The organism is Massilia sp. TWR1-2-2, from assembly GCF_049897565.1.
Taxonomy (GTDB): domain Bacteria; phylum Pseudomonadota; class Gammaproteobacteria; order Burkholderiales; family Burkholderiaceae_D; genus JAFCUW01.
On sequence record NZ_JAFCWM010000003.1, the window covers coordinates 122,049 to 144,542 of the forward strand.

Below are 22,494 nucleotides of genomic sequence, written 5' to 3' on the forward strand. Positions count from 1 at the left end.
AACGTTGCTCGCCCGAAGTTAAATCAGCAATAATATCTATCTAGCATTGAATGGAGGTATTATTGGCAGGCGTCACGGCACGCGAACGATGCCGCCAAGGAGATGACGAGTCCGATGCGCGACCTTTCCGAAAGCGAAGCACTCGACCTCGTGAGCGGCCCGCTCATATGCGAGGACGCGCCAGGCTGGACCCCAATAAACGTACAGGCCGGAACAGTTCGGCTCGGTGCAGGCGTGCTTGACATCGATGGAACCGGGACGCAAATGTACATCGAGCTCATGTACCGTCGAAGTCAAAAGACCAACACGACTACCTTCTTGTTCACCCTCTTCAAGCGATACAGCTACGGCAAAGACCGTGTATATCAGCTTGAAGTGACTCAAACGCCGAGGCGGATCAAGGACCAGCACAAGATATCTCACGAGCACATGGGCAGCACCCGGACTGTCGGGGATGCGGTGTGGGCCAGTTGGGGATATGATGAAGTATTGGCATATTTTTCTGCCCGCACCAACATAATTTTCCGGCCGTTGCCGCCTCACCCTGAACATTTTCAACTCACGGGGGAATGATGATTTGCTCTTCCATTTCCGCACTGATCGGGTTCGAGTGCCACCCACTCTCGGACGACGGCAGCGTCGCCATGATCGATACGCCATTTGCCTTTCCGGATGGGGACGAAATCCCGGTGTTCGTCGAAAAGATGGCCGGTCAAGTGCGGTTCTTCGATGATGGTGCCTTTATCATGCACCTGCTTGGCCGCGGAGTGTCCCTGGACGACGACAGAAAGACGAAGTTCATAAGAAATCTGGCTGAGCCGAATGGCGTTCTCTTGACCGACATGGGTGAGTTGGAAATATGGGCGCCGCAAGAAAATGCTCCGCCAGCATTCGCGAAATACATGGCGACCATGCTTGCGCTCTCTCGTTGGGAGGTCGATCAAAATGGTGTCTCCACCGACACATCGTTATTCCTCGATGAGGTTGCAATGTGTCTCAAGGCTTGGAAATCTGGCGTGCCGCTAGGCGATGGCCAGGATTTTACCGGCGTCTCCGGTCATGTCTACAAGATGGACTACCAGTTTGATGGCGCCGCAGTCCTTGCGATAGGAACTCATCCGGCAACGGTCGGCGCGACCGCGAAGAAATTGCTCGATATACGAGCAGAGACTCAAAACCGTCATCTCAAAATTTTGCTCATCATCGACGACAGGCGAGATGCGGATACGGCGAAGAGCGAAGGCCTCATCCTGGACTCGCTCAGCAACGTAATGATGATGACGCAGCTGCAGCGCAGGGCACAGGCCTACAACCATCCTCACTAGGCGTTCTGCAGCTCTTCAAGTCGTCGCTGTGGCACCGTGATAAACCTTCCACTGCGGGACACCCCACGCCTGCTTGCATTTTTGCCATTAGCTGTAATACTGTTGAGCAGGACCGCCCCGCCATCCCGGCGCGCGGCCCGCGTTCGCGGAGAACCATCGATGCCGACCACCCCGGAAATGGTAGCACTCAAGTCGCGCTTGAAGCACACCTGGATGGCGGGCGACTACGCCCACTTCGCCCAGTTCCTGCTGCCAGGCGCCCTCGAGTTCCTCGATCACCTGAAAGTGGCGCCCGGCACCCGCATGCTCGACCTCGGCTGCGGGGCCGGCCAGATCGCCATTCCCGCCGCCAGGGCCGGCGCTGAAGTGACCGGCATCGACATCGCCACCAACCAGATCGCAGCGGCCCGCGCCCAGGCCGCCGCCGCGGGCGTGACCGTGCGCTTCGAAGAAGCCGACGCCGAGGAGTTGCCCTTCGCCGACGATTCGTTCGACCTGGTGGTGAGCCTGTTCGGCGCGATGTTCGCGCCGCGCCCAGACCGGGTTGCGGCCGAAATGCTGCGGGTGTGCCGCCACGGCGGGCGCATCGCGATGGCGAACTGGACCCCGGAGGGCCATGTCGGCCAGATGTTCAAGATTATCGGCAAGTATGTGCCGCCGCCGCCCCTGATGCCGTCGCCGCTGAAATGGGGAGACGACGCCTGCGTGCGCGAGCGGCTCGGCCAGCGCACGTCAAAGCTGATCAAGACGCGGCGCCTGTACCCGATGCGCTATCCGTTTTCGCCGGCCGAGGTGGTGGAATTTTTCATCCTGTTCTACGGCCCGACCGTGATGGCCAGCGAAGCGCTCGACGAGCGCCGCCTGGCGGCGTTGACCAAGGAGTTGACGCAGCTGTGGACGGCAAATAACAAGGCCACCGACGGCACCACTTTCGTCGAGTCCGAATACCTCGAGGTGTTGGCGCTCCACAATTGAGCGCGCACTGCCGAAGGTTGCACTAGGCTTCGCGCACCGCGTCCACCTGCGCGTCGACGACGCCCGGGTCGCCGGCGGCCGTCCAGTCGCGCAGCAGCGAATACGCCACCGCCAGCACGGTCGGGCCGATGAACAGGCCGACGAAACCGAACGCGAAGACGCCGCCGAGCACGCCGAGGAAGGTGAGCAGGAACGGCTGGCTGCTGCCGCGGCTGATCAGGATCGGCTTGACGACGTTGTCGACGCCGGAGATCAGCACCACTCCCCACAGCAGCATGAACACGCCCCAGCCGGTGCTGCCGTTGGCAAACAGCCAGACCGCGGCGCCGCCCCAGATCAATGGCGGGCCGACCGGTACCAGCGAAAAGATGAACGTGAGCACGGCCAGCAGCGGCACTGCCGGCACGCCGGCAATGGCGAAGCCGAGCGCGGCAACCAGCGCCTGCGCCAGCGCGGTGCCGAGCAAGCCGTACATGACGCCGCGCACGGTGTTGCTGACGGTGACCCAGACGGTGGCGGCGCGGTCGCCGTAGATGCGGCCGGCGCCGACCTCGAGCACACGCATCAGCGCCATGCCGTCGCGGTACATGAAGAAGCTGACGAAGGCGGCCATGCTCATCTGCACGACGCCGCCGCCGAGGATCAGCCCGCCGCTCATCAGGATGCGCCGCGCCGGCTCGAGCATGCGCTTGGCCAGTTCGGTCATCTGTTCGCGGCTGGCGATCAGCGTGTTGACGTACTGGTCGAGCCAGACGCCGACCAGCGGCAGCTCGCGCAGCCAGGTCGGCGGATGCACGTTGCCAAGCTCAATCATTGCCTTGACTTGCTCGAAGGTGCGGCCTATATCGTCAGCCAGGTTCCATGCCACCAGCGCAATCGGAATAATCACCAGCAAGGTCAAGCTGAGCGTCATTGTCAGCGCGGCCAACGTGCGCCGGCCGCGCATGCGCGTGAGCAGGCGCATGTACAAAGGCCAGGACGAAATGACCACGGCGGCGGCGAACAGCAGCGCCGTCAGGAACGGCCGCAACACATACACGACACCCAGCCCCAGCAGCACCACTGTCCCTAACCGGGTGTAGTTCTTGCCGAAGCGCGCCGTCTCCATCGATCAGTCCAGCAATTGCTTGAGGTCGGCCACGATCGGCCCGGCGCCCTGGCCGTGGCGCAGGAACAGGCGCACCCTGCCGCTCTTGTCGAACACGTAGCTGCCGGCGGTGTGGTCCATCGAATAGCTGCCCGGCGTCTTGCCCGGCACCTTGGCGTAGAACACCTTGAAGTCCCTGGCCATCTTGGCGGTGGCGGCGGCGTCGCCGTACATGCCGAGGAAGCGCTTGTCGAACGCCGGCACGTACTGCGCCAGCAGCTGCTCGGTGTCGCGCTCCGGGTCGACGGTGACGAACAGCACCTGCACCTGGTCGGCCTGCGGCCCGAGCTCCTTCATGACGGTGGCCATCTCGGCCATCGTCGTCGGGCACACGTCGGGGCACTGTGTAAAACCGAAGAACACCACCACCACCTTGCCCTTGAAGTCGGCCAGCGTGCGCGCCTTGCCGTTGTGATCAAGCAGGGCGAAGTCCTGGGCGTACGGCAGGCCGGTGACGTCGGTGTTCTGGAAGCTCGGCGGCTTGCTGGTGAGCTTGTCGCAGCCGGACAGCGCAAGCACGGCGGCAAACGTCAAGGCAATAACGACTGGCAGTTTTTTCATCTTCAGAATTTCAGGTAATGGTCGACCACCAGCGCGGCGAACAGCAGCGACAGGTAGACGATCGACCAGGTGAAGGCCTTGCGCGCGATCTGGTCGGTGTAGTGGCGGTACACGCGCCAGGCGTGCCACAGGAACACGGCATTCAGGGCGACGGCCGAGGCCAGGTAGATCAGCCCGCTCATATGGACGGCGAACGGCAGCATCGTGACCGCCGCCAGCGCGATCGAATACAGCCAGACGTGAAAGCCGGTGAAGTTCATGCCGTGGGTGATCGGCAGCATCGGCAGGCCGGACTTGGCGTAGTCGTCGCGGCGGTACATCGCCAGCGCCCAGAAGTGCGGCGGAGTCCAGACGAAAATGATCAGCACCAGCAGCCACGCTTGCATCGGCACGTCGTTGGCGATCGCCGCCCAGCCCAGCGCCGGCGGCATCGCGCCCGACAGGCCGCCGATGACGATGTTCTGCGGCGTGGCCGGTTTCAGGATCATCGTGTAGATCACCGCGTAGCCGACGAAGGTGACGAAGGTCAGCCACATCGTCAGCGGGTTGACCAGCAGGTACAGCACCGCCATGCCGGCGCCGCCGATCAGCGCGGAAAAGACGATGGTTTCACGCTTCGTCAGTTCGCCCGTGGCGCTGGCGCGGCGCGCGGTGCGCGCCATGCGCGCGTCGATCTCGGCTTCGACCAGGCAGTTGACGGCGAACGCGGCGCCGGCCAGCAGCCAGATGCCGATGGTGGCGGCGATGACGACGCGCCACGGCGGCAGCTCGTCGGTGGCGAGGAACATGCCGATCACGGCGCAGAATACGGCCAGCTGCGTCACGCGCGGCTTGGTCAGCGCCCAGTACTGGGCGATGCGGTTGGACCGCTTGTGCGGTTTTTGTGTGGCGGTTTGGCTTGTCATGGAGGCTATCGCGGGTGGATCTCGGCCGGCACCGGCGCGCGCGCCGGTGTGCGCAGGGCGATGTCGAGTTGGTACTTTGACTTGTAGTTTAACATGGTCACCAGCAGCACCAGCACTGCGGCGCCGGCATTATGCAGGACCGCAATGGCGAGCGGGAAGCTGAAGTAGATGGTCGCCAGGCCGCTGGCAGCCTGCAGCGCCAGCACGATGGCGACGTAGCGCGCGGTCGGGCGCAGCGCCGCGTGCGGCCAGGCGCGCCAGGTGGTCCAGCCGAGCACGGCGACGACGACCAGCGCGAAGTTGCGGTGCACCCAGTGGATCGCCGTCAGCGCGGAAAACGGCAGGTAGTGGCCGGCGGCGGTCTTGCCCAGTTCGCGCCACAAGGTGAAGCCGTGCTCGAAGTCCATCTCCGGCACCAGCTTGCCATTGCACAGCGGGAAGTCGCTGCACGCGAGGGTGGCGTAATTGGTGCTGACCCAGCCGCCCAGCGCGATCTGCACCAGCAGCAGCGCGGCGCTGGCGATGGCCAGTGCGCGCACGCGGCGCAGCGCGGCCGGATTGCCGCCGGGCGCCTGCGGCTTGACGAGGTAGTCTTCGCGCCCGCCCAGCCAGGTCAGCAGCGCCAGCAGGCCCATGCCCAGCAGCAGGTGAATGGTGACGATGACCGGCTGCAGCTTCAGCGTCACGGTCCAGGCGCCGAACGCGCCCTGCACGCAGACGAACAGGAACAGCGCGGTGGGAATGGCCGGCGCGAACGTCTGGCTGCGGGTGCGGCGCCATTGCATCCAGGCAGTGGCCATCAGCGCCATGATCAGCACGCCGATGCCCATCGCCAGGTAGCGGTGGATCATCTCGATCCACGCCTTGACGACGGTCACCGGGCCGTGCGGCAACAGCTGCTCGGCGGCGGTGATCTGTTCATGCGCGAGGAAGGGATTGGCCAGGCCGTAGCAGCCGGGCCAGTCGGGGCAGCCGAGGCCCGAATCGGTCAGTCGCGTAAAGCCGCCGAACACGATCAGGTCGAACGTCAGGAACACCGCGACCCACACCAGCTTGCGGTATTTGTTGGCGTCGGACGATATCCACACCATCGCCAGCGGCAGGCTGGCCGCCAGCAGGCCGATCGCGCCCAGTTGCAGCAGTGTTGCCGTCTGCATCGCTTAGCCGATCGCCGATGCTTTGAGCAGCTTGCCGATGTCCTTCTTGACCTTGGCGTAATGCTGCACCTTGTCCGCTTCGGCGGCGCCGGCCGGCACTTTCGGGAAGCGCATCATCAGGTTGCCGAGCGGGTCGATCAGCCACAGGCCCTCTTCCAGCGCGGCGTTCGGCTCGGCCGGCAGCCATTGCGCCACCGCCGCGCCCGGCGCGCGCAGGATGCGCATGCCGTCGAGCTGGCGTATCAGAATGGTGTCGAGCGGCGCCGTGTCGGTGACCAGCCAAAGCCGTTCGATGCGGCCCATTTCCTTGCCCGTCATCGAGCGCACCTGCTGCATCGCGAACATTTGCTCCATGCAATCCTGCGCGCAGGTTGACGGGCCGACCTTCAGCAGCACCCACTTGCCCTTGTACTGCTCCAGGCTGGCCGGCTTGGCGTCGATCGTGGTGGCGCCGAGGACCGGCGGAATCGGGTGCGCGCGCGGGTCGATCAGGGTGCCGAAGTTGGTGCGCGCCTGCGGCTTGATGACGTAATAGGTCAGGTACGAAAAGATCATCGGCGCCGCGCACACGGCCAGCACCGCCAGCAGCTTCCAGCGGCCGCTGATTTTCTGTTTCTGTTCGGGGTTACTTGCTTTTGTCTGTTCCACGTCGAAATCCTGTAATCACAAAAAAGAGGAGCGCCATTGCCGCCAGCGCATACCATTGGAATGCATAACCCTGGTGTTTCTCGACACCGAGGGACGGCGCCGGCCAGCTGCGCACCAGGCCGTCGGCGGCCGGGGCCGGGCCGGCCTGCTCGATGAAAAACGGTTGCAGCTTCAGGCCGCTCGCCTTGGCGAATTCGGCCGGATCGATATTTTGCACGATTGCGCCAGGTTTCACCGGCTCCGGGGTGCCGAGCTGCATCACCCGGCCCACGCTGGCCTTGACGATGCCGTCGACCGTCACCGTGCCGGCCGGGGTCGCATACGGCGGCAACCTGGTCGCTTCGGCGGTATTGCGCGGCAGCCAGCCGCGCGCCACCAGCACGTGGGTGTCGGTACCCAGAATGCGCAGCGGCATCACCAGGTAAAAGCCGGCGCGCCCGTCCTGCGGGCGGTTGTTCAGGTACACCGGCCAGCCGGCGACGAATTCGCCCGTCACGCGCACGTTGCGGTATTCGAGCGGCGCGGCCGGCACCAGCTCGGCGCCCAGCGCCAGCGGCGCCTCGGCGCCGCGCGCGGTCAGCTTCTGCTGCAAGCTGGTCTTTTCCAGCGCGCGCCGGTCCTGCCACTGCCCCAGCGACACCCCGAGCGCCACCAGCAGCACGGTTGCCACAAAGGGAATTGGTCGAAACCGGAAGCTGATACCCATTACAATAGATCCTCGTTCGCTGTTATCTATCTACTGACCATGAAAATTCTCATCGCCATCGCCTTCATCCTGATCATCGGCAGCCTCGGCTCGGCGCTGTTCTTCCTCATGCGCGACAAGGGCAAGAGCAACCGTACCGTGCAGGCGCTGGCGATGCGGGTCGGCCTGTCGATCACCTTGTTCCTGCTGCTGCTCGGCGCCTACAAGATGGGCTGGATCGCGCCGACCGGGTTGCGTTAAAAGCACTTGCCGCTTGCGTGAAAAAAGCCGCACGAGGGATTATCCCCCGTGCGGCTTTTTCATGCGGCGGCGCCAGCGCCGCCGGCCATTACAGCCAGTAGACGACGACGTACAGGCCGAGCCAGACGACGTCGACAAAGTGCCAGTACCAGGCGGCGCCTTCGAAACCGAAGTGGTTGTCGGCGGTGAAGTGGCCCTTGAGCACGCGGTACAGCACCACCGACAGCATGATCGCGCCGAGCGTGACGTGGAAGCCGTGGAAACCGGTCAGCATGAAGAAGGTCGAGCCGTAGATGCCGGACGTCAGCTTCAGGTTCAGTTCGCTGTAAGCGTGCATGTACTCGTAGACCTGGAAACCCATGAAGGTCGCGCCGAGCAAGATGGTGGCGAACAGCCAGATCGCGGTCTGGGCGCGGTGGCCGGCGCGCAGGGCGTGGTGCGAGATGGTCAAGGTCACGCCCGACAGCAGCAGCAGCGCGGTGTTGATGGTTGGAATCGGGAACGGTCCCATCGTCTGGAACGCGTCGACGGTGCCGGCAGGACCGGTGCCGCCCCATTGCGCGGCGTAGTCAGGCCAGATGAACTTGTGGTCGAGGTCGCCGAGCCAAGGCAAGCTGATCGCGCGGGCGTAGAACAGCGCGCCGAAGAAGGCGCCGAAGAACATGACTTCGGAGAAGATGAACCAGCTCATCGACCAGCGGTACGACAGGTCGACGTTCTTGCCGTACTTGCCCGCTTCCGATTCGCCGATGGCGTCGCCGAACCAGAAGTACAGCACCAGGATGGTTGCCAGGATGCCGCCGATGTTGAGGATCGGGCCCCAGCTGGCGTCGTTGACCCAGCCGGACGCGCCGATCATCGTCACCAGCAGCGAAAGGCCGGCGGCCATCGGCCACTTGGAAGGACCCGGCACGAAATAGTGCGGTACGGCGTGTGGTGAACTCATCTTCATCTCCTAAATCAAACTTGGTATTCGGTCGTGGGCCGGGTGTTCCCCTGGCCCTGTAATGCTTGCGTTGACTATTGCTTCGTTACCGACGCCTGGGTGCCGGCAATTTCAAAGAACGTGTACGACAGCGTGATCGTCTTCACCTCGCGCGGCAAGGCCGGATCGATGAAAAACACCACCGGCATCTGGCGCGCTTCGTTTGGCTTCATGGTCTGCTGTTTAAAGCAAAAGCACTCGACCTTCTTGAAGTGCGGCGTCACCGACTGCGGCGCGTAACTCGGTATTGCCTGCGCCTGCACCGTGCGGTTGGTGGTGTTGACCACCTCGTACATGACCGTCGCCAGCTCGCCCGGATGGACGTCGATGCTGCGGGTAGTCGGGCGAAACCGCCACGGTCCCTGCGCATTGCCGTCCAGCTCGATCGTGATCGTGCGCGTCTTGTCGATCTGCGTATTGGCATCGCGTACGGCCATGCCGTCCTGCGCCGTCAATACGTTAATGCCAAGCAGCTCGCACATGTGCTTGTACACCGGTATCAGGGCGTAGCCGAAACCGAACATCACCACCGCCACCACCACCAGCTTGATGAGCATCGTGCGGTTCAGGCGCAGGCGCCCTTTCGGTACGGTACTCACGTTACAGCCAGATGCGCTTGATGAACACCATCGCGAAGAAAAACAGCGCGATGCCGCCGATGATCAGGCCGGTCTTGAGGTTGTTCGGCTTTTTTGGGTCAGGCATATTAACCACTTACTTTCTGTCGGCAGACGGCGTTGGCCGCCTGCCGTGCTGCAGATTACTTAACCAGCGGTGGGGTCTCGAAGGTGTGGAACGGCGCCGGGCTCGGCACGGTCCACTCGAGGCCTTCGGCGCCATCCCATGGCTTGGCCGCTGCTTTGGCGCCGCCGCGGATGGTTGGCAGGATCACGAAGAACAGGAAGTACGCCTGCGACAGACCGAAACCGAAGGCGCCGATGGTGGCCACCATGTTGAAGTCGACGAACTGCGCCGGGTAGTCGGCGTAGCGGCGCGGCATCCCTGCCAGGCCCAGGAAGTGCATCGGGAAGAACGTGATGTTAAATGTGATCAGCGATGCCCAGAAGTGGATCTTGCCGCGCGTTTCGCTGTACATGTGGCCAGTCCACTTGGCGGACCAGTAGTAGAAGCCGGCGAACAGGGCGAACAGGGAACCGGCCACCAGCACGTAGTGGAAGTGCGCCACGACGTAGTAGGTGTCCTGCAGCTGGATGTCGATCGGGGTCACGGCCAGGATCAGGCCGGTGAAGCCGCCCATCGTGAACACGAAAATGAAGCCGACCGAGAACAGCATCGGCGTTTCGAACGTCATCGAGCCCTTCCACATCGTGGCGACCCAGTTGAATACTTTGACGCCGGTCGGCACTGCGATGAGCATCGTGGCGTACATGAAGAACAGCTGCGACGTCACCGGCATGCCGGTGGTGAACATGTGGTGCGCCCAGACGATGAACGACAGGATCGCGATCGACGCGGTCGCGTAAACCATCGATGCGTAGCCGAACAGCGGCTTGCGGGCGAATGCCGGCAGGATCTGCGAGACGATGCCGAACGCCGGCAAAATCATGATGTACACCTCAGGGTGGCCGAAGAACCAGAAGATGTGCTGGTACATGACCGGGTCGCCGCCGCCGGCCGCGTTAAAGAACGAGGTGCCGAAGTGACGGTCGGTCAGGGTCATCGTGATGGCGCCTGCCAGCACTGGCATGACGGCGATCAAGAGGTAGGCGGTGATCAGCCAGGTCCAGCAGAACATCGGCATCTTCATCAAGGTCATGCCCGGAGCGCGCATGTTGAGGATGGTGACGACGATGTTGATCGACCCCATGATCGACGAGGCGCCCATCAGGTGCATCGCGAAAATTGCCATGTCCATGCCAGGCCCCATCTGGGTCGACAGCGGCGCGTACAGCGTCCAGCCGGCGGCGGTCGCGCCGCCAGGCACCAGGAACGAGGTGGCCAGCAGGATCGCGGCCGGCGGCAGCAGCCAGAACGAGAAGTTGTTCATGCGGGCGAACGCCATGTCGGCGCAGCCGATCTGCAGCGGGATCATCCAGTTGGCGAAGCCGACGAAGGCCGGCATGATGGCGCCGAACACCATCACCAGGCCGTGCATGGTGGTGAGCTGGTTGAAGAACTCAGGCTGGAAGAACTGCAGGCCGGGCTGGAACAGCTCGGTGCGGATCATCAGCGCCAGCACGCCGCCGGACATCAGCATGATCAGCGAGAACCACAGGTACAGCGTACCGATGTCCTTGTGGTTGGTGGCGAACAGCCAGCGGCCGATGCCATGCGGGTGGTCGTGGGCGTGATCGTGCGCGTCGTGGGCGTGATCTACAGTCGTTGTGCTCATGTGTTCTACTCCTGATTACTTGCGTGCAGCCAGGACTTCGGCTGGTTGAACGATATTTTCCGCGGCCTTGTTCGACCAGTTGTTGCGGGTAAAGGTAATCACCGCAGCGATGTCCGAATCCGACAGTTGCTTCCAAGCTGGCATTTCCGAAGGGTACTTACCGCTCTTCTGGCCATTCAGCAGGACGTGGATCTGGTCCGCTTTCGGGCCGTTCACGACGGCCGAGCCGTCCAGCGGCGCGAAAGCGCCCGGGATGCCCTTGCCATTGGCCTGGTGGCAGACCACGCAATTGGTGGTGTAGACTTTTTCGCCCTTGGTCTTGAGTTCGTCGATGGTCCACACTTTCGCAGGATCGTCGGCCAGCGCCGCCATTTCCTTCTTCTTGCCGGCGACCCATGCGGTGTAGTCGGCGTCGGAGACGACCTTGACGACGATCGGCATGAACGCGTGCTCTTTGCCGCACAGCTCAGCGCACTGGCCGCGGAAGGTGCCGATTTTCTCCGCCTTGAACCAGGTGTCGCGCACGAAACCAGGAATCGCATCTTGCTTGACGCCGAACGCCGGGACCATCCAGGCGTGGATGACGTCGTTGGCGGTCAGGACGATACGGACCTTCTTGTTGACTGGCACGACGACTTCGTTGTCGACTTCGAGCAGGTAGTTGATGCCGCGATTTTCGGTCGGCTTCACGCCTGGCGAACCGACTTGCGAACGCGGGGTCGACAGGTTCGACAGGAAGGAAATGCCTTCGCCCTCGCCCTTCAGGTAATCGTAGCCCCACTTCCACTGCATGCCGGTGGCCTTGATGGTCAGGTCGGCGTTGGAGGTGTCTTTCATGCCGACCACGGTCTTCGTTGCCGGCAGCGCCATCGCGATGACGATCAGGAACGGCACCACGGTCCAGGCGATTTCGACGGCGGTCGACTCGTGGAAGGTGGCCGGCTTGTGGCCGAGCGAGCGGCGGTGCTTGAACACCGAGTAGAACATCACGCCGAACACGCCGACGAAAATGACCACGCAGACGACCATCATCCAGGTGTGCAGATCGTAGATCTCGGACGCGATCCGGGTCACGGGCGGTTGCAGGTTCAACTGGTATGGAACCGGACGCCCCGTCACCTCTGTCTGGGCCAAGGCCGGCATTCCGGCCGTCATCGCCAGACCGATCATCAAGGCTTGAAGTCGCTTTGCATATGTCATGTTTTCCCCAACCACCCAAAATTAAAATCTTTTATCGTCAACGAACCCACTCGCGGCCGCCGCACTTTTCAACACTTCGCGCAAAAAAGGCCCCTAGCAGACCCGGCCGCATTGACTCCGAAGCTCCTGCTGGAACCATGACACCGCCACCGGGTAAATGCTGCACACCGATGAACGCTGCTTGCTTTTGCTGCTGTCGACTACACATTGGACACAGGCGGCATTACCGCCTGTTTTTCTAGCGTTCGCAACTTGGTCGACAAAATTAGTCGTTGATTATACTCAAGGAGTGCCCTAACCATCAAGGGGAAATCGACCCGCAAGCGGGTCAGCACGCGCGTTTTTCCCTCTTGGCGCCCACAGTTTGTGTCAATTTCTGCAATTCACCGCCGCCGCCACACTTTCGCTTCCCGGCGCTAGCGGCGCGGCTGGAAGCGCACAATTGCTTCGCCCGCCGCCGTTACGCGCGGCGCCGGCCGGAACGCGTGGCCGTAGATCACCTCGAACGTCAATGCCAGCTTGCCGTCGGCGCCGCGGCCGCGCTCGAGCGCGGCGCGCAGCCTGGCGCCGCCGGCGCGCCCCAGCAGCCCGCGCCGGCGTGTCGCCAGCGGGTTGCCGCCCAGCGCGCGCACGTCCGCCAGCAACGCGTCGACCGTGTCGTACGTCACCCTGATCACTTCCATGTCCATCACCGGAGTGGAAAATCCCGCCTCCACCAGCTGGTCGCCGAAGTCGTGCATGTCGACAAACGGCAACACGTGCGGCTCCCCGTCCACTTCGGCGAAGGCGGCGCGCAGCTCGCGCAACGTATCCGGGCCGAAATTGGAAAACATCAACAGGCCGTCGACCCGCAGCACGCGGCGCCATTCGGCAAACACGCGGTCGGGCTGGGGATGCCAGTGCAGTGCCAGGTTCGACCACACCAGGTCGAGCGAGTTCGGCCCGAACGGCAGATCGGCGAAGTCGCCGGCCAGCACGTCGATGCCGGCCTTGGCCGGCAGCAAGCGGCTCAGCAGCGACTTCGCGCCCGGCGTTTTTGCCGCCGCCGCCATTTGCGGCGCGGCATCGATGCCGACGATCTGCGCGGCCGGATAATCGGCCTGCAGCAGCGCCAGGTCGGCACCGGCGCCGCAGCCGGCGTCGAGCACGCGCTGCGGCGCGATCTTGACCAGGCCGAGGCGCTCGTGCATGCGGCTGGCGATTTCGCGGCGCAGGAAGGCCGACGCGGCCACTTTGTCCGGCCGGTCGAACAGCCGGCGCACCCGCGCCAGCTCGATCGGCGCGCTCAGTTTCGATGGGGATTGGGGGGGAACCATGGGCGTCGTGCGGTGAAATGAGATAATGGCCGCAGTGTACATGGTTGTATCAATCTGCGAGGACCGAAGCCGATGCCTGACCGCCTGGGCCGCTGGCGGCGCGTGGCGCGCGCGCTGTTGCCGTCGTCGTGTGCGCTGTGCGCGGCCGCTTGCGACGGCGCCGTGTGCCGCCCCTGCCATGCGCAGTTCGTCGCTCGCACGGCGCGCTGCCCGCGCTGCGCCAACCCGGTTGCCGACGCCGACGCCGGGCGCGAGTGCGCCGCCTGCCTGGCCGAGCGGCCGGCGTACGACGCCACCGTGGCCGGCGCCGACTACCGCGCCCCGCTCGACCAGCTGGTGCTGCAACTGAAATTCGGCGGCAAGCTGGCATTGGCGCCGTGGTTTGCCGAAGTGCTGCGCGACGCCGTGATCGACGAGCGCTTCCTGCTGCCGCAGGTGCTGTGCCCGGTGCCGCTGGGGCCGCGGCGGCTCGTCGAACGCGGCTTCAACCAGGCGCTCGAGATGGCGCGCCCGCTCGCGCGCCACCTCGGCATCGCGCTGTGCGAGCGGCTGGCGGTGCGCGCGCTCGACACGCGCGCGCAGTCGGGCGTGGCGCCGGACCAGCGGCGGCGCAACATCCGCGGCGCCTTCGCCGTCGCGCCGGACGCGCTGGAGGTGGTGCGCGGCCGGCACGTCGGCGTGGTCGACGACGTCATGACGAGCGGGCACACGCTGGGCGAACTGGCGGCCACGTTGAAGCGCGCGGGCGCCGCGCGCGTCAGCAATTTTGTATTCGCGCGCACCCCGCCCCATTGAATTTTTAAGGAGAAGCATTTTGTTCCATGTCGTACTGGTCGAACCCGAGATCCCGCCGAACACCGGCAACATCATCCGCCTGTGCGCCAACACCGGCGCCCAGCTGCACCTGATCGAACCGCTCGGCTTTCCGCTCGACGACAGCAAGATGAAGCGCGCCGGACTCGACTACCACGACTACGCCACGATGAAGGTGCACAAGAACTGGGACGCCTACCTTGCCGCCGAAAAGCCCGACGCCGCGCGCATGTTTGCGCTGACCACGCATGGTTCGGCGCCGTTCGCCAGCGCCACGTTCCTGCCCGGCGACGTGTTCGTGTTCGGCAGCGAAACGCGCGGGCTGGCGCCGGAACTGCGCGAATCGTTTCCGGCGGCCCAGCGCATCCGCCTGCCGATGCGCCCCGACAACCGCAGTCTGAACCTGTCGAACACGGTTGCGGTGGTGGTGTTCGAGGCGTGGCGGCAGAATGGCTACGCCGGCGGCGCCTGACTGGCGTCTGGTACGGGTGCGGAGTTCATCGCGCGGCAATGCGTCGACGTTGAGGGCGGGCGACCAGCTACGATTCGGTCTACATCGACATGGGGTACGCAACGCTACCGGGCGGCAATCAGCTGTTTATTCCGCTCAAAGTGTGGCGCAACAGCGAGCGCGGCAACAACGAGGCCCTGGTGCCGAACATTGCCTCGATGTCGACTTAGCGGACGACGAACAAGCGGTCCGCGCCACGCTTGCCGCACTGAGCAAGGCGCAGCGCTGAACTGCTTGCTGCGCCTCTCGTCGGCAACCCAGGCGATGCGACGGGTGGCGGCGGCATGGGCATAACAGGGTCGCCTGGCAATAACTAAATGCAATTTGTTGCCACAAATACACAGTTATATGTGCGAGTATCGATGCTTTCTTGACATCGGTAACTTGACAACAGGGCTCACTTCGAACCGGCTGACACCGCCGGCATCCATCTGATCATGCGCTAGCGCGCACGCCCTGGCGTAGCGCGGGCGCCGTTCCCGACGCATCTTGATCGGAGAAATATCATGTCCTTGACTTTCGGCCTGCCCGATTGGCAAACGTGCGTGCGCAACGACCCGGGCGCCCCGTTGATCCTGTGTTTCGGCGATTCCTGGATGCAGTATCCATTCCCAAGCAACGGCAACCTGTGCAACCGCTTCCTCGATTTCGGCAAGTTCCAGGCGATGGACATCGTTGCGCTCGGCGAGAGCGGCATGGAAATCGGCGCCCCCGGCAAGAGCAACCTGTACACCCTCACCGACTTCCTCAAGTTCGAATGCCAGACGGTCGACATGATCGTCGTCAGTGGCGGCGGCAATGATTTTGCCGGCGCCGACGATCTGCTGCCGCTGCTGAAGGTAGGCAATGCGAACGACGTCGGCAGCTGGTTCAAGGCTGCCGAGAGCGCCGCCCTGTTTGCCCGCGTCACGCGCGGTTTCGAACGCGTGATCCACCTGCGCAACACGTTCTGCCCGAAGGTGCCGATCGTCAGCCACTGCTACGACTACGCGCCGCCGACCGGCCGCGGCCTGCTGGCCTTCTCGCCGTGGATCCGGCCGGCGCTCGACCAGATCGGCATGCCGCGCCCGATGCAGACCGATGCGGTGCGCTACATCATCGACCACCTCGCCAAGGTGCAGCAGAGCCTGGAGACGACGCCCGGCTACCATTTCGTCGACACCCGCGGCGCGCTGGCAGTGGAGGATTGGGAAAACGAGTTGCATCCGAACCGCGACGGCTTCAACAAGATCGCCGCCCGGTTCTTCCCGGTGATTGCCAAGACCTTCCCGGACTGGGTGCGCCAGCCGAAGTGGATGCAGCAGTTGCAGTAAGATTTGGCGCGGGCCACTGGCCCGCATCGTTTCGGTACGCGCGCCGCCTTCCGGCATTCCAGGCCGGTCCATGGCGCGCGAGCCGCAGCCCCAACCGCGCAACCATCAGCACCGGAGGAGTCGATGTCGAAGTCCCCGTTTCCTTTCAAACTCGACGACACCAGCGAGGCGATCCGCGATATCCAGCGCAAACTCGCGTGCATCGACCCGAAGGGCGAATCCGACCTGATAGCGTTCAGGGCAAAGCTGTGCACAGGTAGATTCGACCAAGAAACGCTGAACGCAGTGCGCGCATTCAGACGGCTCAACGGCAAGACCGATCAGGTCGAAGGGTGTGACCAAGCGACCTGGCACCTCTTGAACGATCAGGCCGGCAGCGTGTTCGGCGAGACCTGGCAATTCGAAATTGACGCCTTGGTCAAGTACGACAAAGCCAACACGGTACAGCCCGTAAGAGACACGCTGGCGGCTGAAGCCCACAAACATCAATTCGCGGGATTGGCCTTCTCCGGCGGCGGCATCCGCAGCGCGACGTTTAATCTCGGCATGCTTCAGGCGATGGCGGAGCTAAAGATGCTGCGCGATTTTGATTATCTGTCGACCGTGTCGGGAGGCGGCTACATCGGCGCCTGGTTTTCCAAATGGCTAAAAAGACTCAATGGGAATATCACGACGATCGAAGAGCAGTTGCAGCCGGGCGCCTCCGGCAAACCCAAGCGCGAGGCGGAGGAACTCAAATTCCTGCGCCAGTACACCAACTACCTGACCCCGAAGACAGGCTTTTTCAGTGCCGACACCTGGGCCTTGCTGGGCATTTACTTACGCAACACGACGCTCAACCTGACCATCCTGGCATCGGTACTGGCCGCGGTGATGGTGCTGCCGCGCCTTCTGGCATTGTTTATCAACGGCACTAGCGAGAAACAGATCGGTTGGGTGGTGTCGCTGGAAGCCGTGCTCCCCTTCTCGCTGTTCTCCAGCATCGCCGTGATTGCGGCGCTGCTCGTTGTCTTCTGGAGTGCTGCCAGCATATCGGGCCTTCCGGATCCAAAAAGCAAGCGCCTGCTGTGGCGGCAAAGCCAGAACAGCATCATCTGGTTCACTGTCTTGCCATTGATGGTGGCGGCGTTTTTTGGCGCAGCGGCTCTGTGGAGCATTCACGGCGCCATCCATTCGGCGTGGGACTTGCTGTTCGCCAAACCAGAACTTGGCAACCCAATTCTTCTCTGGCTGTTCGCCCCTGGCGTGGCCTATTTTTTTGCCTGGGCTGCCGGCTGGTGGCTGGCGCAACGCCACAACGAACGGATTGACGAAGCCAGCGCCAACGTCCGCAAGGACATGCCGGGAACCAGCATGTCGGACGACCGGAAAACGGCGAAGGCAGAATGGAAACGATTGCGCAACGAGGCGTTCGGGCACTTCACGTCCGCCGTGCTGGTGCTGGCGGTAGGAACATTACTGGTCGTCATGGCCATCAGCGCGCTGGATGCCTGGCATGCCTCCACGCTGGCGGCGCCGGCGGCGACAGCGACCACGATGCCGGCCGCGGGGCTGCACAGCACATCGACACCGACATCAGCAGCCCCTGCCGCGCCCCTGGTAGGGAGGAACACGACTGTTCCACTGATCGCATTCGGCATGCCGATCCTCGGCAGCCTGTTTGGCTTCACGATGATCTTGTCGGTCGGCCTGGTCGGGCGGCTGTACACCGAGAAAAGCCGGGAATGGTGGAGCCGTCAAGCTGGCTGGACCACTATTTTTGTCACCGGATGGCTGGCCCTGATTACCGTCAGCCTCTACGCACCGGGGATCATCGCCTACATCCACTCCCGGCTGGGCGACTGGGCCGGCGCCGCCGTCGGCAGTGCCTGGCTGGGCACCACCGTTGCCGGCCTACTGCTTGGCAAGAGCGGCACGACCGGCACGCCGCACGGCAGCTCCAGGCTGGAGTGGGTGGCACGCGCAGCGCCGCTGGTGTTTTCGGTGGGCGCCGTGTTCATCGTGTCGAGCCTGCTACACGCGCTGCTGTTGCCGCACGGCTTACGCCGCGCCACGGACGGCACCACATCGTTCATCGGCTTTCTCGCCGCCTACGATCGGGAGACGATGTCGAGCACTTTTCCCGAACTGGCGCTGGTTCTTTGCTGCCTTGCGATCGTGGGCCTGGTGCTGGCATGGCGCGTTGACATCAACAAATTCTCGCTGCACATGATGTACCGCAATCGCCTTGTGCGCGCCTACCTTGGGGCGAGCAACATCGAACGACGGCCTCATCCCTTTACCGGATTCGACCCTGCCGACGACGAACATATGGACACCTTGCTTGCGCCGGACGATCAAGCGGTTCAGCGACCCTTCCACATCATTAACACGGCGCTCAACCTGGTCAACGGCCAGGAACTGGCGTGGCAAACTCGCAAGGCGGCCAACTTTACTTTTACCCCGGCGTTTTGCGGTTTCGAATTGCCAAGCGCGGCCGCGCCCGGCGGCATCAGGGTCGGCAATGAAGCAATGCGCGGCGGCTTTCGACGCACCGCCAACTATCGCCCGCGAACGCCAGCACGCCACGACGAAGAAAAAGGCATTAACCTGGGCATGGCGGTGGCGGTATCGGGCGCAGCAGCGAGTCCCAGCATGGGTTACCACTCGTCGCCGCCGCTGGCGTTCCTGATGACGCTGTTTAACGTCAGGCTCGGGCGCTGGTTCGCAAATCCGGTGCGTCCGGTTCCGCCGCGTACGGCGAAGGAAATCTCCCAACAAGCGGACGTGGACGGGCCTTCGGAGCGCCCGCCGACGCGCACCTCTCCGTCGCTCGGCTTGTGGTACCTGCTCAAGGAATTATTCGGCCTGACGGACGCCAAATCCAAATTCGTCTACCTGTCGGACGGTGGGCATTTTGAAAATCTCGGCATCTACGAACTGGTGAGGCGGCGCTGCCGCTTGGTCGTCGTCGTCGACGCCGGCGCCGATGGCCATTTCGATTTCGAAGACCTCGGCAACGCCATTCGCAAGTGCGCCACTGACCTCCATATCGAAGTTGAAATCGATGTCAGCAAGATCGACTTGGCTAAACCTGCCGAGTTCAGCCGCTCGCATTGCGTTACCGGCCGGATCCGTTACGACAAGGTCGACAACAACGCGCCGATCGGCACGCTGCTGTACATAAAGCCGTCGCTGCTTGGCACTGAATACGCCGATGTGCTGAACTATCGAAAAATCAACAAGACCTTCCCCCACCAGCCGACAGCTGACCAATGGTTCGATGAAACCCAGTTCGAAACCTACCGTTCGCTCGGCTACAGGATCGGCAACATCGCACTTGAAAAAGCGGCGGGCGCCGCGTGGCGCGAGGATTTCGTCGATCACGACATCTTGTCGCTGTGCAAAGCGCTACAGGAGAACTGGGACGATCCGCGAGCCGCTAACGTGGGGCTGCCGACAGTCCAGCAACCGGTGCTCCCGCTGCAAAACGACAGGCGCCTGGCCAAGCGCCGCCAGCTTCACCTCGTTCCGAGCGCACAAGAACTGCCTGCTGCAGAACGGCGCGCCAATAACGACCGGCGCTCTTGATGGCCTGGCGTCACTGCTGCCGCACCTTCTTCAGCAGCTTGGTCGTCGAGCGGTCGTGCTTGAAATCGATCGCGACCGCCTGGCCGCCGTACGCCAGCACCGCCCGCCCCTCGGGAATGGCGGTCAGGTCGTAGTCGCCGCCCTTGGCGTAGATGTCCGGCTGCGCTTCCCGCACCACTTCGAGCGCGGTGTCTTCGTCGAAGTCGACCACCAGGCTGACCGATTCGAGCGCGGCGAGCACCGCCATGCGGTCGGCGCACGTGTTCAGCGGACGGTCGTCGCCCTTGCCGAGCCGCTTGACCGACGCGTCGGTATTGGCCGCCACCACCAGCGAGGCGCCCAGCGCGCGCGCCTGCGCCAGGTAGGTCACGTGGCCGCGGTGCAGGATGTCGAACACGCCGTTGGTCAGCACCACCGGTTTCGGCAAGGCGGCCACGCGCGCCTTCAACTCGTCGCGCGTGCAGATCTTCTTTTCAAATTCAAGCATCGGCATCGTCACTCTTCCGGCTCTTCCTCGACCAGCATCGACAGGTCGTCCGAGGTGGTGGTGCCGGTGCTGCCGGGCTCCTTGCGGTCGCCGCGCAGCTTGATCTGCAACCGCAGGCCGTTGGCCGAATCGGCGTTGCGGATCGCCTCGTCGTAGCCGATGAAGCCCTTGTTGTACAGTTCGTACAGCGCCTGGTCGAAGGTGCACATGCCCAGCTCGCGCGACTTGTGCATGATCTCCTTGATGCCCTGGAAGTTGCCCTTCAAGATCATTTCGCTGATCGTCGGCGTGTTCAGCAGGATTTCGATGGCCGCCTTGCGACCCTTGCCGTCCTCGGTACGCACCAGGCGCTGCGAGACAATCGCGCGCAGGTTCGACGACAGGTCCATCAGCAACTGGTTGCGCCGCTCTTCCGGGAAGAAGTTGATGATGCGGTCCATCGTCTGGTTCGAGTTGTTCGCGTGCAGCGTGCCGAGGCACAGGTGGCCCGTTTCGGCGAAGGCGATCGCGTGCTCCATCGTCTCGGTGTCGCGGATTTCGCCGATCAGGATCACGTCGGGCGCCTGACGCAAGGTGTTTTTCAGCGCGTTGTGCCACGAGTGCGTGTCGACGCCGACTTCGCGGTGGGTGATCAGGCAGCTCTTGTTCCTGTGCACGTACTCGACCGGGTCTTCCACCGTGATGATGTGGCCGGCCGAGTTGGCGTTGCGGTAGTCGATCATCGCCGCCAAGGTGGTCGACTTGCCCGATCCGGTGCCGCCGACGACCAGCACCAGGCCGCGCTTGGTCATGATGACGTCTTTCAGCACGTCGGGCAGGTCGAGCTTTTCGAAGTTCGGAATTTCGGAAGCGATCGTGCGGCACACCATTGCCACGCATTGCTGCTGCACGTAGACGTTGATGCGGAAGCGGCACACGTTCGGCAGCGAGATGGCGAAATTGCACTCCATCTGGTCTTCGAACTCGGCCTTCTGGCGTTCGTTCATCAGCGACAGCGCCAGCGCGCGCGTGACTTCGCCGGACAGCTTCTGCTGGCTCAGCGGCTTCATCGCGCCCTGGTGCTTCATGCTCGGCGGGAAGTCGGCCGACACGAACAGGTCGGAGCCGCCCTGGTGGTGCATCACCGTCAGCAGTTTGTGGATGTAAGCCTGGGCTTCGGCGGGGCCAAATGTCGTCGACATGCGCAACTTTCAAGAATGAAGCGGCGAAAAAACCGCCTTCCGGGCAATTATATCGACTGCCCTTCCGGTAAAATATAATTTCTTTGCTGACTAAAAAGCAACTTTCTGGCACTATGGCCGCTGGCCACCCGTCCCCACCTGCCATTCACCTATCCGATGACACTGACTGAACTGAAATATATCGTTGCCGTCGCGCGTGCGAGACATTTCGGGCACGCCGCCGAAGCCTGCTTCGTCGCCCAGCCGACCCTGTCGGTGGCGATCAAGAAGCTCGAAGACGAACTCGGCGTGGTGCTGTTCGAACGCGGCGGCGCCGAAGTGTCGGTCACGCCGCTCGGCGCCCAGATCATCGCCCAGGCCGAACGGGTGCTCGAGCAGACCGCCGCCATCAAGGAGCTGGCCAAGCAGAACAAGGATCCGCTGGCCGGCCCGCTGCGGCTCGGCGTCATCTACACGATCGGGCCGTACCTGCTGCCGCCGCTGGTCAAGCAGCTGATCGACACGGTGCCGCAGATGCCGCTGATCCTGCAGGAAAACTTCACCGTGCGCCTGCTCGAACTGCTGCGCCAGGGCGAACTGGACGCAGCCATCATGGCGTTGCCGCTGCCGGAACACGGCATGTCGATGCAGACACTGTACGACGAGCCGTTCGTGGTGGCCACGCCGAGAGGCCACCCGTGGTCCGCGCGCAAGGAAGTGCCGGCCGAAGACCTGAAATCCGAGACCATGCTGTTGCTCGGCAACGGCCACTGCTTCCGCGACCAGGTGCTGGAAGTGTGCCCGGAGATGGCGCGTTTTTCGACGCCGGGCAACGGCATGCAGCGCACCTTCGAAGGCTCGTCGCTCGAGACGATCCGCCACATGGTGGCCAGCGGCATCGGCCTGACCGTGCTGCCGCGCGCCTCGGTGCCGGACATGAAGGACAAGAACGGCATGCTCAGCTTCGTGCCGTTTTCGGCCCCGGCGCCATCGCGCCGCGTCGTCATCGTCTGGCGCAAAAGTTTTACGCGCCGCGCCGCGATCGAGGCGATCTGCGCCTGCGTGGCCGCGTGCGACCTGCCCGGCGTCGACATGCTGCCGCTGGCCGACGCCGCCTGAGCC

Annotated in this window: 22 protein-coding genes; 9 read left to right on the forward strand and 13 right to left on the reverse strand. The window is 63.4% G+C overall.

The features are described 5' to 3' along the window. Positions 1–114 precede the first annotated feature (114 nt). The 3 genes from ACP7DD_RS04105 (at position 115) to ACP7DD_RS04115 (ending at position 2,300) form a co-directional block, all read left to right on the forward strand. Positions 115–573 (forward strand): hypothetical protein, encoded by a 459-nt coding sequence (locus ACP7DD_RS04105; protein WP_426173436.1) that lies wholly within the window; start codon positions 115–117, stop codon positions 571–573. 71 nt (positions 574–644) lie between these two features. Next, positions 645–1,325, forward strand: a complete 681-nt coding sequence (locus ACP7DD_RS04110) for a DUF1828 domain-containing protein (protein ID WP_426173437.1) — start codon at positions 645–647, stop codon at positions 1,323–1,325. A 159-nt stretch (positions 1,326–1,484) separates the two neighbouring features. Beyond that, positions 1,485–2,300, forward strand: coding sequence for a class I SAM-dependent methyltransferase (locus tag ACP7DD_RS04115; RefSeq protein WP_426173438.1), 816 nt, complete (start codon positions 1,485–1,487; stop codon positions 2,298–2,300). A gap of 22 nt (positions 2,301–2,322) precedes the next feature. Here ACP7DD_RS04115 and ACP7DD_RS04120 read toward each other — a convergent pair whose 3' ends face one another. Genes ACP7DD_RS04120 through ACP7DD_RS04145 form a run of 6 tightly spaced genes read right to left on the reverse strand, consistent with a single transcriptional unit; the run spans position 2,323 to position 7,424 of the window. Next, positions 2,323–3,408, reverse strand: a complete 1,086-nt coding sequence (locus tag ACP7DD_RS04120) for an AI-2E family transporter (protein ID WP_426173439.1) — start codon at positions 3,406–3,408, stop codon at positions 2,323–2,325. A gap of 3 nt (positions 3,409–3,411) precedes the next feature. Further along, complete coding sequence (locus ACP7DD_RS04125) at positions 3,412–4,008, reverse strand: SCO family protein (protein ID WP_426173440.1); 597 nt, start codon at positions 4,006–4,008, stop codon at positions 3,412–3,414. Positions 4,009–4,010: 2 nt separating this feature from the next. Next, positions 4,011–4,913, reverse strand: coding sequence for a heme o synthase (gene cyoE / locus ACP7DD_RS04130; protein ID WP_426173441.1), 903 nt, complete (start codon positions 4,911–4,913; stop codon positions 4,011–4,013). 5 nt (positions 4,914–4,918) lie between these two features. After that, complete coding sequence (locus tag ACP7DD_RS04135; protein ID WP_426173442.1) at positions 4,919–6,070, reverse strand: COX15/CtaA family protein; 1,152 nt, start codon at positions 6,068–6,070, stop codon at positions 4,919–4,921. Between the two features lie 3 nt (positions 6,071–6,073). After that, complete coding sequence (locus ACP7DD_RS04140) at positions 6,074–6,718, reverse strand: cytochrome C oxidase subunit I (protein WP_426173443.1); 645 nt, start codon at positions 6,716–6,718, stop codon at positions 6,074–6,076. Beyond that, positions 6,696–7,424, reverse strand: coding sequence for an SURF1 family protein (locus ACP7DD_RS04145; RefSeq protein ID WP_426173444.1), 729 nt, complete (start codon positions 7,422–7,424; stop codon positions 6,696–6,698). The genes ACP7DD_RS04140 and ACP7DD_RS04145 overlap by 23 nt, the downstream gene beginning before the upstream one ends. A 39-nt stretch (positions 7,425–7,463) precedes the next feature. Between ACP7DD_RS04145 and ACP7DD_RS04150 the strand changes: the two genes are divergently transcribed. After that, a complete protein-coding gene (locus tag ACP7DD_RS04150; RefSeq protein WP_426173445.1) occupies positions 7,464–7,664 on the forward strand; it encodes a twin transmembrane helix small protein in 201 nt (66 codons plus the stop codon). An 88-nt stretch (positions 7,665–7,752) separates the two neighbouring features. On the opposite strand, the gene ACP7DD_RS04155 is transcribed toward ACP7DD_RS04150, so the two are convergent. The 5 genes from ACP7DD_RS04155 to ACP7DD_RS04175 all read right to left on the reverse strand — a co-directional run bounded on the left by ACP7DD_RS04155 (position 7,753) and on the right by ACP7DD_RS04175 (position 13,518). Further along, positions 7,753–8,610, reverse strand: a complete 858-nt coding sequence (locus ACP7DD_RS04155) for a cytochrome c oxidase subunit 3 (RefSeq protein WP_426173446.1) — start codon at positions 8,608–8,610, stop codon at positions 7,753–7,755. A 74-nt stretch (positions 8,611–8,684) separates the two neighbouring features. Next, positions 8,685–9,248, reverse strand: coding sequence for a cytochrome c oxidase assembly protein (locus ACP7DD_RS04160; protein WP_426173447.1), 564 nt, complete (start codon positions 9,246–9,248; stop codon positions 8,685–8,687). 161 nt (positions 9,249–9,409) lie between these two features. Then, positions 9,410–11,002, reverse strand: coding sequence for a cytochrome c oxidase subunit I (gene ctaD, locus ACP7DD_RS04165; protein WP_426173448.1), 1,593 nt, complete (start codon positions 11,000–11,002; stop codon positions 9,410–9,412). Positions 11,003–11,017: 15 nt separating this feature from the next. Then, on the reverse strand, positions 11,018–12,202 hold the full coding sequence (gene coxB, locus ACP7DD_RS04170; RefSeq protein ID WP_426173449.1) for a cytochrome c oxidase subunit II: 1,185 nt from the start codon (positions 12,200–12,202) through the stop codon (positions 11,018–11,020). Positions 12,203–12,618: 416 nt separating this feature from the next. Continuing rightward, positions 12,619–13,518 (reverse strand): methyltransferase domain-containing protein, encoded by a 900-nt coding sequence (locus tag ACP7DD_RS04175; protein ID WP_426173450.1) that lies wholly within the window; start codon positions 13,516–13,518, stop codon positions 12,619–12,621. Between the two features lie 72 nt (positions 13,519–13,590). Here ACP7DD_RS04175 and ACP7DD_RS04180 point away from each other — a divergent pair, with 72 nt between their 5' ends. From ACP7DD_RS04180 to ACP7DD_RS04195, 4 genes are all read left to right on the forward strand, one after another. Beyond that, positions 13,591–14,313 carry a ComF family protein gene (locus tag ACP7DD_RS04180; protein WP_426173451.1) on the forward strand — a complete coding sequence of 241 codons (723 nt, stop codon included), beginning with the start codon at positions 13,591–13,593 and terminating at the stop codon, positions 14,311–14,313. Positions 14,314–14,332: 19 nt separating this feature from the next. After that, positions 14,333–14,803, forward strand: a complete 471-nt coding sequence (gene trmL / locus ACP7DD_RS04185) for a tRNA (uridine(34)/cytosine(34)/5-carboxymethylaminomethyluridine(34)-2'-O)-methyltransferase TrmL (RefSeq protein WP_426173452.1) — start codon at positions 14,333–14,335, stop codon at positions 14,801–14,803. Positions 14,804–15,348: 545 nt separating this feature from the next. Next, entirely contained in the window at positions 15,349–16,155 is an 807-nt protein-coding gene (locus ACP7DD_RS04190) for a hypothetical protein (protein ID WP_426173453.1), read from the forward strand. Between the two features lie 123 nt (positions 16,156–16,278). Continuing rightward, positions 16,279–19,725: a patatin-like phospholipase family protein gene (locus tag ACP7DD_RS04195; protein WP_426173454.1), complete on the forward strand. Its 3,447-nt coding sequence runs from the start codon at positions 16,279–16,281 to the stop codon at positions 19,723–19,725. 10 nt (positions 19,726–19,735) lie between these two features. On the opposite strand, the gene rfaE2 is transcribed toward ACP7DD_RS04195, so the two are convergent. Both rfaE2 and ACP7DD_RS04205 read right to left on the reverse strand, forming a co-directional pair. Next, on the reverse strand, positions 19,736–20,212 hold the full coding sequence (gene rfaE2, locus ACP7DD_RS04200) for a D-glycero-beta-D-manno-heptose 1-phosphate adenylyltransferase (RefSeq protein ID WP_426173584.1): 477 nt from the start codon (positions 20,210–20,212) through the stop codon (positions 19,736–19,738). An 8-nt stretch (positions 20,213–20,220) separates the two neighbouring features. Beyond that, positions 20,221–21,393: a PilT/PilU family type 4a pilus ATPase gene (locus ACP7DD_RS04205; protein ID WP_426173455.1), complete on the reverse strand. Its 1,173-nt coding sequence runs from the start codon at positions 21,391–21,393 to the stop codon at positions 20,221–20,223. 156 nt (positions 21,394–21,549) lie between these two features. Here ACP7DD_RS04205 and ACP7DD_RS04210 point away from each other — a divergent pair, with 156 nt between their 5' ends. Then, complete coding sequence (locus tag ACP7DD_RS04210) at positions 21,550–22,491, forward strand: hydrogen peroxide-inducible genes activator (RefSeq protein ID WP_426173456.1); 942 nt, start codon at positions 21,550–21,552, stop codon at positions 22,489–22,491. Positions 22,492–22,494: the final 3 nt, after the last annotated feature.

Bases quoted from the DNA above. Each gene is read 5' to 3' on its own strand.
- ACP7DD_RS04105 (WP_426173436.1), top strand. From the start codon at position 115: ATGCGCGACCTTTCCGAAAGCGAAGCACTCGACCTCGTGAGCGGCCCG.
- ACP7DD_RS04110 (WP_426173437.1), top strand. From the start codon at position 645: ATGATCGATACGCCATTTGCCTTTCCGGATGGGGACGAAATCCCGGTG.
- ACP7DD_RS04115 (WP_426173438.1), top strand. From the start codon at position 1,485: ATGCCGACCACCCCGGAAATGGTAGCACTCAAGTCGCGCTTGAAGCAC.
- ACP7DD_RS04120 (WP_426173439.1), bottom strand. From the start codon at position 3,408: ATGGAGACGGCGCGCTTCGGCAAGAACTACACCCGGTTAGGGACAGTG.
- ACP7DD_RS04125 (WP_426173440.1), bottom strand. From the start codon at position 4,008: ATGAAAAAACTGCCAGTCGTTATTGCCTTGACGTTTGCCGCCGTGCTT.
- cyoE (WP_426173441.1), bottom strand. From the start codon at position 4,913: ATGACAAGCCAAACCGCCACACAAAAACCGCACAAGCGGTCCAACCGC.
- ACP7DD_RS04135 (WP_426173442.1), bottom strand. From the start codon at position 6,070: ATGCAGACGGCAACACTGCTGCAACTGGGCGCGATCGGCCTGCTGGCG.
- ACP7DD_RS04145 (WP_426173444.1), bottom strand. From the start codon at position 7,424: ATGGGTATCAGCTTCCGGTTTCGACCAATTCCCTTTGTGGCAACCGTG.
- ACP7DD_RS04150 (WP_426173445.1), top strand. From the start codon at position 7,464: ATGAAAATTCTCATCGCCATCGCCTTCATCCTGATCATCGGCAGCCTC.
- ACP7DD_RS04155 (WP_426173446.1), bottom strand. From the start codon at position 8,610: ATGAGTTCACCACACGCCGTACCGCACTATTTCGTGCCGGGTCCTTCC.
- ctaD (WP_426173448.1), bottom strand. From the start codon at position 11,002: ATGAGCACAACGACTGTAGATCACGCCCACGACGCGCACGATCACGCC.
- coxB (WP_426173449.1), bottom strand. From the start codon at position 12,202: ATGACATATGCAAAGCGACTTCAAGCCTTGATGATCGGTCTGGCGATG.
- ACP7DD_RS04175 (WP_426173450.1), bottom strand. From the start codon at position 13,518: ATGGTTCCCCCCCAATCCCCATCGAAACTGAGCGCGCCGATCGAGCTG.
- ACP7DD_RS04180 (WP_426173451.1), top strand. From the start codon at position 13,591: ATGCCTGACCGCCTGGGCCGCTGGCGGCGCGTGGCGCGCGCGCTGTTG.
- ACP7DD_RS04190 (WP_426173453.1), top strand. From the start codon at position 15,349: ATGTCCTTGACTTTCGGCCTGCCCGATTGGCAAACGTGCGTGCGCAAC.
- ACP7DD_RS04195 (WP_426173454.1), top strand. From the start codon at position 16,279: ATGTCGAAGTCCCCGTTTCCTTTCAAACTCGACGACACCAGCGAGGCG.
- rfaE2 (WP_426173584.1), bottom strand. From the start codon at position 20,212: ATGCTTGAATTTGAAAAGAAGATCTGCACGCGCGACGAGTTGAAGGCG.
- ACP7DD_RS04205 (WP_426173455.1), bottom strand. From the start codon at position 21,393: ATGTCGACGACATTTGGCCCCGCCGAAGCCCAGGCTTACATCCACAAA.
- ACP7DD_RS04210 (WP_426173456.1), top strand. From the start codon at position 21,550: ATGACACTGACTGAACTGAAATATATCGTTGCCGTCGCGCGTGCGAGA.